Annotated in this window: 10 protein-coding genes; 5 read left to right on the forward strand and 5 right to left on the reverse strand. The window is 50.3% G+C overall.

Annotated elements, in window-relative coordinates; translation table 11 throughout:
- The 5 genes from DWV16_RS14215 to DWV16_RS14240 form a co-directional block, all read right to left on the reverse strand.
- Positions 1–590: DUF1847 domain-containing protein (locus DWV16_RS14215; RefSeq protein WP_118479878.1), on the reverse strand; the 590-nt coding region annotated here is incomplete at its 3' end.
- A gap of 68 nt (positions 591–658) precedes the next feature.
- Positions 659–1,066: a DUF4357 domain-containing protein gene (locus DWV16_RS14220; RefSeq protein WP_158572907.1), complete on the reverse strand. Its 408-nt coding sequence runs from the start codon at positions 1,064–1,066 to the stop codon at positions 659–661.
- 633 nt (positions 1,067–1,699) lie between these two features.
- Entirely contained in the window at positions 1,700–1,909 is a 210-nt protein-coding gene (locus DWV16_RS14230; RefSeq protein WP_003503778.1) for a hypothetical protein, read from the reverse strand.
- A 79-nt stretch (positions 1,910–1,988) separates the two neighbouring features.
- The gene (locus DWV16_RS14235; RefSeq protein WP_006772920.1) at positions 1,989–2,789 is read right to left on the reverse strand and encodes a helix-turn-helix domain-containing protein; all 801 of its coding nucleotides are present in this window, start codon (positions 2,787–2,789) and stop codon (positions 1,989–1,991) included.
- 13 nt (positions 2,790–2,802) lie between these two features.
- Complete coding sequence (locus tag DWV16_RS14240; RefSeq protein WP_006772919.1) at positions 2,803–3,300, reverse strand: hypothetical protein; 498 nt, start codon at positions 3,298–3,300, stop codon at positions 2,803–2,805.
- A gap of 329 nt (positions 3,301–3,629) precedes the next feature.
- Between DWV16_RS14240 and DWV16_RS14250 the strand changes: the two genes are divergently transcribed.
- The 5 genes from DWV16_RS14250 (at position 3,630) to DWV16_RS14275 (ending at position 7,487) form a co-directional block, all read left to right on the forward strand.
- Positions 3,630–4,043: a cysteine-rich VLP domain-containing protein gene (locus tag DWV16_RS14250; protein ID WP_009256047.1), complete on the forward strand. Its 414-nt coding sequence runs from the start codon at positions 3,630–3,632 to the stop codon at positions 4,041–4,043.
- Between the two features lie 111 nt (positions 4,044–4,154).
- A complete protein-coding gene (locus DWV16_RS14255; protein WP_006772917.1) occupies positions 4,155–4,550 on the forward strand; it encodes a replication initiator protein A in 396 nt (131 codons plus the stop codon).
- Positions 4,551–4,737: 187 nt separating this feature from the next.
- Positions 4,738–5,682, forward strand: coding sequence for a MobV family relaxase (gene mobV / locus DWV16_RS14265; RefSeq protein ID WP_006772916.1), 945 nt, complete (start codon positions 4,738–4,740; stop codon positions 5,680–5,682).
- Positions 5,666–5,881, forward strand: coding sequence for a hypothetical protein (locus DWV16_RS14270; protein ID WP_006772915.1), 216 nt, complete (start codon positions 5,666–5,668; stop codon positions 5,879–5,881). Before mobV ends, DWV16_RS14270 begins: the two co-directional genes overlap by 17 nt.
- A gap of 94 nt (positions 5,882–5,975) precedes the next feature.
- Positions 5,976–7,487: a recombinase family protein gene (locus tag DWV16_RS14275; RefSeq protein WP_006772914.1), complete on the forward strand. Its 1,512-nt coding sequence runs from the start codon at positions 5,976–5,978 to the stop codon at positions 7,485–7,487.
- The last annotated feature ends 59 nt before the right edge of the window (positions 7,488–7,546 follow it).

The raw sequence follows: 7,546 nt of genomic DNA on the forward strand, positions 1-7,546 counted from the left end.
CCCTCCGCGCAGTAAACCGCGCCAGCCGGGTTATGCGCCAGCACCCGGTCTTTGGTGATCAGGGTGGTGACCATTGCATCCGAATATTTATAAAAGAGCGAGTCATGCCCAACACACAGTCCTACCACGATGTTGAGCTGGGTCTTTTGCTCATTGAGAAGCGCCGCCTGCGCAATCGGGTTGCACATCGGCTCGAATCCCTCCCCCAGTTTCTGTACAATTCCGGCCTGTTCCTTCGGGATTCCACCGGTTTTGCAGATGACCGATACGACCGTAAATCCATTTTGCCGCAAAACCCGGCTGATCACTTTCGCCTCCCACCGAAGCCCGCGGCAGAACGCCAGCCCAAGTTTCTGATAACCCATATTGCGGCAGAATTCCATAATCTCCTGCATCCGAGTCCACTGGCCATAACCGATCGCTTCGATCTCGGACGCTTTGATATAAAATTCATGCTGCTCCGGCTTTTCATATTCCCTGAAAGTCTCGGCAAAGAACCCGTCCTCCCTGCGCATCGGACAATTCTTAGGCAGATTGTCCCGATTTTCTTCATTGCAGGCATGGACGGCGCATTCCGCGCAGGTGTACATAACTTCACTTCCCTCCAAGTTTTGTCCGGATGGGCCGGCGCCCGTCCGCCGTATCCGGTTTTATACGGCTACAATTCCGCTTCCATTTCCTTGAGCGGGATGCCTTTTTTCGTTTTCCAGGCAACTCTGCCATTGATGTTATATCCCACAACAACAGTGGCCGCCAAGGTTGGGCTGCTGAACGCCCAGTCCTGTGTAAAGACGTTCTGTTCGTCAATGATCCCCTTTTCGACCAGCATCCTGCGCCGATTGACGGTTGACGGAGAAAGGGATGGCTGTACAGCTTCGGCAATCTTTGACCCTTTCAATACGACAAAGCCATCCGAACTCATCTTTCCGCTGGCATTGGCCCCGGTGCGCTCGTGCAAATAAAACACAGCGGTGCCCTTTCCATGTGAAGTGCCGCGCGAAGGCTCCAGAACCTTATGCCCCAAAACGCTTAGGATCAGCCGCATATTGTCAATAAACTCATCCATTTCCGCGCGATCCATCTCCGATATGGACGATTCCGTCGGCGTATTGGTATTCAGGATTTCATATTTATTGGCCTCTTTCGCAAGGAGATAGAGGTGGTATTCAAGATATTTGACATGCGCTTTAGGTCAGTTTACAAGGAACTACACGCAGACCACGAAACGGGGGCTGCTGACAACAAATAAAGGCTGAGTATCAAGCACCGGGAAAGTGCGGGATATTCAGCCTGTTTTGTTGTCAGGGGTTTCCAAAGGGGCTTGCCCCTTGGCACACGACTTTGCTCGCAAAGTGTAGTGTGTTATACGCTCTGTCGGCGTTGCCGTGAAAATGCCGTTGCCGCCGGAGAGGGCAAGGGCATTTGAAGCGGCAGGAAAGCAGGGCTGTGATTGCGTGGCGTGGAGCCGCAAACGCAGGACTGGTTTTATCAGCAGACAGGGCGTATATGAAAGCCCCCGTTCCTCGTCCCACGCCGGACTTCGGGACAAAATGTCCCGAACTTGTGGACACACTCACGAAAAAACAGACGGATTTTTCTCTCAAAATTGAAATGGGCGGGAAGCCGTTTTAGGGCTTTGCTATTTCCCCGATAAACTTGAAGTTGTACTTATGCACAGGCAATCAAGCATCCCGTTTAATCAAAGCGGCATCGGAGTCCGGGCAATCACAATGACTGCCAAAACAGCGCCCGCAAACGCTGCTGCGCCGATAACTGCCGCCGTTTTTTTGCTGAGGTTCTTCTTTACTGCCTTACAGATTAGCATGGCGCAAACCACGCAAACAGCCGCAACCGCAAGCGCAATAACCAGCGTCTCCCATAACCATGAAAGTTCGTATAATATTCTCATTCGCTCACCATACCTTTCTCTTGCAAACTGGAAGTTACTTTTTCATATACACGCCTTTGCCAAATCCCGATTTATCCCTTTACTTTCTCCCCCGCTGCGGTTTTGGGTTTTTCAGCAAGTCCGACTTCTGCGCAATCCTTTTCAGCCACTTTCTTTCTTCCTCCGACAGCTTCCCATAGTTCAGCTTGAGCCGTTTACAGATAAACGCCATCGCCGCCTGTTCCGGGTCGCTGCCCGGAGTGGACGCTGCTTCTGCGGCTTGCAAAAAATCTTCCAGAGGATTGTCCTCCGGGACGCTGAAAAAATCGTCCTTATGGGCTTCCCGCAGGTCAAGGGCTATGCCGTTTATGTCCTGCTGTATTACATAGCGGCAAAAGCTGTCATCGTCAATATGGGCGGCGATAAGCTGCCTTAGCTGCGGGTCGGACAAGCCGGGATTGTGCTGCTTCATAATGGTTGCGCTCATAATATCCACAATGGCATTTGCGCTCTGTACCTGCTTGACTGCCGTTCCGTTCACATAGATTTCAAGGTCAGCCATGAGCCGGGGGAAATCCGGGTGTACCGCCAGTTCACACAAGAGGAAATTATCCACCAGCCCGCTTTTCAACAGTTCAATCATATCATCACTCACACGCAGGTCTGCAAGATCGGCGTTTGGGTGATTTTTTGTTTCGGACAGCCCCAGCAGGTAATCGGCGGTCACGCTGTAAAACTTCGCCAGCTTGATAAGGGCATAGTGGCTGATGTCCTTAAAATCCTCCGCTTCATAACTGCCCAGCGCAGACTTGGAGAGGTGGGTCTGCTCCGCAAGCTGTTCCAGCGTCAGCCCACGCTCTACACGCAGGTCTTTTAGGCGCTCTTGAATGGTTAAAGCCATATTTTGTTCCTCATTATATTGCCGTTATCATATTTTCTAACTTAAATCTTTCGAGCTGCGGAATGTTCTTGGCAGAAATATTTAGGCCATATTCTGGTTTCGACTTTTTACCCTCGTATGAATGGTAAACAAAAGTATTACTACTGTCGTTATCCCATGTGGTCGCAGGAATTAAATATTCTATGGGGTGTTCGCCATCATTTAGCAAAAGCAAGAACAAGTAAAGTGATTGGTCTGAAATATCAAAATATTCCTCCCGCATAAAAACATAGCCTGTTCCTTTGCGAATGGCTTTAACTTGAAACTTCAAAAATCCTCTCTTGCTTTCTGCAATAAAATCTATTCCATGGTCATCAACCTCGGAAGTATAAATGCTCACTCCATAAGAGGCTAATGACATTTTTGCGTAGTATTCACAGAACGTCCCCAGCTTTTGCCGGGTGAGGTCACTTCTTGACCAATTTAGGTTATACATTTCATTTCCACCTCCTGCTACATTTCTCTTTTTCATTCTACCACAATTCCGAGAGCGTGGAAATAGGCAGTTTTTTTGGCGGATTTCCTACCTCTTGGATATACGGGACGAACGGTCATTTAGGTGTAGACTTAGGGTAGTTCATCGATGGACAGCACCTTGAAAACCGAATGACCGTCCGAAAAGAAATACCCCGGCCGGGGAAGCACCGCAAGGAGACGGACTTCTGGACACTTTGTCCAGAGGTCACTTCGGGACAAGTGTCCAGAAGCTGCGGGGAGCGTGCCAACGCCGGAACACGCCGCAGGAATGGGGCAGGAAGCCTTTTCGGGGCGAACGGCAAAAGCGAAAAATGGAGGGAACGCATGAGAGATAACCCCTATAAAGACTTGCCACCGCTGGAACGCAGGCCGGACGGTTCCCTTTACCGCATGACCCCAGCGCAGCGGAAACAGGCAAACGCCCTGATCCGCCGGGAGTGCTGCTGTTATGAGGACGGGAACTGTATGTTCCTTGACGATGGGGACACCTGCACCTGTCCGCAGACGGTTTCTTTCTCGGTCTGCTGTAAGTGGTTCCGCTGGGCGGTTTTGCCGCTGGACAAGACGCTGGAAGCGGAGATTTTCCGGGATAAGGACTTGAAACGCTGTGCGGTCTGCGGCGGTGTGTTCGTCCCTAAATCCAACCGGGCAAAGTACTGCCCCGACTGCGCCGCCAGAGTTCACAGGCGGCAGAAAACAGAAAGTGAACGGAAAAGGAGGTCTACTGTGGACAGTTAGGGGCTGAAAAGTCCTTGATTTTCAAGGCTTTGCAAGCACAGAACAGGGGCAGGCAATAGAAACTACCGTCTGCCCCCGGAAACAGGCTTCTAACCGTCCACAAAACACGATATGGCAAACACCATTTATATCCATCAGCCGGAAAAGGCGGTCAGCTTTACCCGGCTTCCCAATTTCCTTTTTGAAGCCCCCACATTCACACCCCTGTCCAACGAAGCAAAGGTTCTGTACGCCTTTATCCTGCGCCGGACAGACCTATCCCGAAAAAACGGCTGGGCAGATGAATACGGGCGGATTTACCTCTACTATCCCATTAACGAGGTAGTGGAGCTGCTCCACTGCGGGCGGCAGAAAGCGGTCAATACCCTGCGGGAGCTACAATATGCCGGACTGGTGGAAATCCAGAAGCAGGGCTGTGGAAAACCCAACCGCATTTATCCAAAATCCTATGAAGCGGTTTCAAACACCGACTTCAAGAAATCCGGTTATGGAACGCCGGAGGACTGAAAACCGCACTCATAGAGTACGATAATCAATCCTCTTGAAGTACGAAAACCGGACGGTATATAGAAATACAGAGATTAAAACGATTTTATTTATATCTATTCCATTCCAATCCTATCAGAGATAGTTTCGGCGGGATTTTCCCTGTGGAAAACCCGCTGGAAAAGAATGGAACGAGGAAAGGAGCAGAATGGCACAACACGCAATCTTGCGGTTTGAGAAACACAAGGGCAACCCGGCAAGGCCGCTGGAAGCCCATCACGAACGGCAAAAGGAACAGTACGCCAGCAATCCCGACATTGACACCAGCCGGAGCAAATACAACTTCCACATTGTTAAGCCGGAGAGCAGGTACTACCACTTTATACAGAACCGTATTGAACAAGCTGGCTGCCGCACCCGTAAGGATAGTACCCGGTTTGTGGATACGCTGATTACCGCCAGCCCGGAGTTTTTCAAGAAGAAGCCCCCAAAGGAGATACAGGAATTTTTCCATAGGGCGGCTGATTTCTTAATCGGGCGGGTAGGCCGGGAAAATATCGTATCGGCAGTGGTACACATGGACGAGAAAACACCCCACCTGCATTTGGTCTTTGTCCCTCTGACAGAGGACAACCGCCTGTGCGCTAAGGAGATTATCGGCAACAGAGCCAATCTCTCAAAATGGCAGGACGATTTTCACGCCTATATGGTGGAGAAATATCCCGACTTGGAGCGTGGGGAAAGTGCCAGCAAGACAGGCAGGAAGCATATCCCCACCCGTCTGTTCAAGCAGGCGGTCAATCTATCCAAACAGGCAAGAGCCATTGAAGCCACGCTGGACGGCATTAACCCGCTGAATGCCGGAAAGAAAAAAGAGGAAGCCCTCTCCATGCTGAAAAAGTGGTTCCCACAGATGGGGAATTTCTCCGGGCAGTTGAAAAAATACAAGGTCACAATCAATGACCTGTTAGCGGAAAATGAAAAGCTGGAAGCAAGGGCAAAAGCCAGTGAAAAAGGCAAGATGAAAGATGCGATGGAACGGGCAAAGCTGAAAAGCGAACTGGACAATTTACAGCGGCTGGTTGACCGTATCCCGCCGGATATACTGGCGGAACTGAAACGGCAGCAGCGGCAGCATGGAAAGGAAAGGTGATTTTATAAGTACCACTATCAGATACAAAAAGGAAACGGAAGTCGTGACTTTTCAAGGCAGGGAAATCACGCTGGAAAACCTCTCCCCGGTGTTCACGCCGGAGCAGGAAGCGGCAAAACGCCGGGAACTGGAACAGCAACTTTATGAGGTGTTCCGCAAGTATGCCGACAAACGGCAGAGTGAGGAAGCCGGGGCATAAGGTTTTCCAAAGCCATCGTTGATTTGCGGGGCTGCTGACGGTATAATAAAGGTGTCAGCAGCTCCGTTTCTTTTTTAAGAAAAGGAGCGACAATATGAATAATCGAATAGACGCAATCTATGCAAGGCAATCGGTAGACAAAAAGGACAGCATTTCCATTGAAAGCCAGATTGAATTTTGCAAATACGAGTTGAAAGGCGGTAACTGCAAGGAATACACAGACAAGGGGTACAGCGGCAAGAACACAGACCGTCCGAAGTTTCAAGAACTGGTGCGGGACATCAAGCGGGGCTTGATTGCAAAAGTCGTGGTTTACAAACTCGACCGTATCAGCCGTTCCATTCTGGACTTTGCCAACATGATGGAGCTGTTCCAGCAGTACAATGTGGAGTTTGTGTCCTCTACGGAAAAGTTTGATACCTCCACCCCGATGGGGCGGGCTATGTTGAATATCTGTATTGTGTTCGCCCAGTTGGAACGGGAAACGATACAGAAGCGGGTAACGGACGCATACTATTCCCGCAGTCAGCGGGGCTTCAAAATGGGCGGCAAGGCTCCTTACGGCTTCCACACCGAGCCTATCAAAATGGATGGTATCAATACAAAAAAGCTGGTGGTAAATCCAGACGAAGCGGCAAATATCCGGCTGATGTTTGAGATGTATGCTCAGCCCACAACCTCCTACGGGGACATTACCCGGTACTTTGCCGAACAGGGGATTTTATTCAACGGCAAAGAGCTGATACGCCCCACGCTGGCGCAGATGTTACGCAATCCTGTCTATGTGCAGGCAGACCTTGATGTGTACGAATTTTTCAAAAGTCAAGGGACGGTCATTGTCAATGACGCTGCCGATTTTACTGGCATGAACGGCTGCTATCTGTATCAAGGGCGAGATGTGAAGCCCAGCAAAAAGAACGACTTGAAAGACCAAATGCTGGTACTGGCTCCCCATGAGGGCATTGTTCCCTCCGACATCTGGCTGACCTGCCGCAAGAAGCTGATGAACAACATGAAAATCCAGTCTGCCCGAAAAGCTACCCATACATGGCTGGCGGGAAAAATCAAGTGCGGGAACTGCGGGTATGCCCTTATGAGTATCTTCAATCCCTCCGGCAAGCAATACCTTCGCTGTACGAAACGGCTGGATAACAAGAGTTGTCCGGGGTGCGGGAAAATCATTACTTCGGAACTGGAAGCGGTTGTTTATCAGCAGATGATAAAGAAACTGGCAAGCTACAAGACGCTGACAGGCAGAAAGAAAGCGGCAAAGGCAAACCCTAAAATTGCCGCCCTGCAAGTGGAACTTCTCCATGTGGACAGCGAGATTGAAAAGCTGGTGGACAGTCTGACGGGTGCAAACAATGTTCTGCTCTCCTATGTGAATGTGAAGATAGCGGAACTGGACGGGCGCAAACAGGAACTTGTGAAGCAGATAGCCGAGTTGACGGTGGAAGCCATCAGCCCGGAACAGGTCAATCAGATTTCCGGCTACCTCGACACATGGGACAATGTATCCTTTGACGACAAGCGGCGGGTGGTGGATTTGATGATTACCACCGTTGCCGCTACAAGCGACAGCTTGAACATCACATGGAAAATCTGATGGGTGGAACCCCTCCCGTCAGATACCTACCCTGTGTAGTCCCTTGTAAACTGTACTTT

It is taken from the genome of Anaerotruncus sp. AF02-27 (assembly GCF_003465835.1).
GTDB lineage: Bacteria > Bacillota > Clostridia > Oscillospirales > Ruminococcaceae > Anaerotruncus > Anaerotruncus rubiinfantis.

What these genes read in the sequence shown, in the direction of transcription:
- DWV16_RS14220 (WP_158572907.1), bottom strand. Translation starts at nt 1,066, where the DNA reads ATGGATGAGTTTATTGACAATATGCGGCTGATCCTAAGCGTTTTGGGG.
- DWV16_RS14230 (WP_003503778.1), bottom strand. Translation starts at nt 1,909, where the DNA reads ATGAGAATATTATACGAACTTTCATGGTTATGGGAGACGCTGGTTATT.
- DWV16_RS14235 (WP_006772920.1), bottom strand. Translation starts at nt 2,789, where the DNA reads ATGGCTTTAACCATTCAAGAGCGCCTAAAAGACCTGCGTGTAGAGCGT.
- DWV16_RS14240 (WP_006772919.1), bottom strand. Translation starts at nt 3,300, where the DNA reads ATGAAAAAGAGAAATGTAGCAGGAGGTGGAAATGAAATGTATAACCTA.
- DWV16_RS14250 (WP_009256047.1), top strand. Translation starts at nt 3,630, where the DNA reads ATGAGAGATAACCCCTATAAAGACTTGCCACCGCTGGAACGCAGGCCG.
- DWV16_RS14255 (WP_006772917.1), top strand. Translation starts at nt 4,155, where the DNA reads ATGGCAAACACCATTTATATCCATCAGCCGGAAAAGGCGGTCAGCTTT.
- mobV (WP_006772916.1), top strand. Translation starts at nt 4,738, where the DNA reads ATGGCACAACACGCAATCTTGCGGTTTGAGAAACACAAGGGCAACCCG.
- DWV16_RS14270 (WP_006772915.1), top strand. Translation starts at nt 5,666, where the DNA reads ATGGAAAGGAAAGGTGATTTTATAAGTACCACTATCAGATACAAAAAG.
- DWV16_RS14275 (WP_006772914.1), top strand. Translation starts at nt 5,976, where the DNA reads ATGAATAATCGAATAGACGCAATCTATGCAAGGCAATCGGTAGACAAA.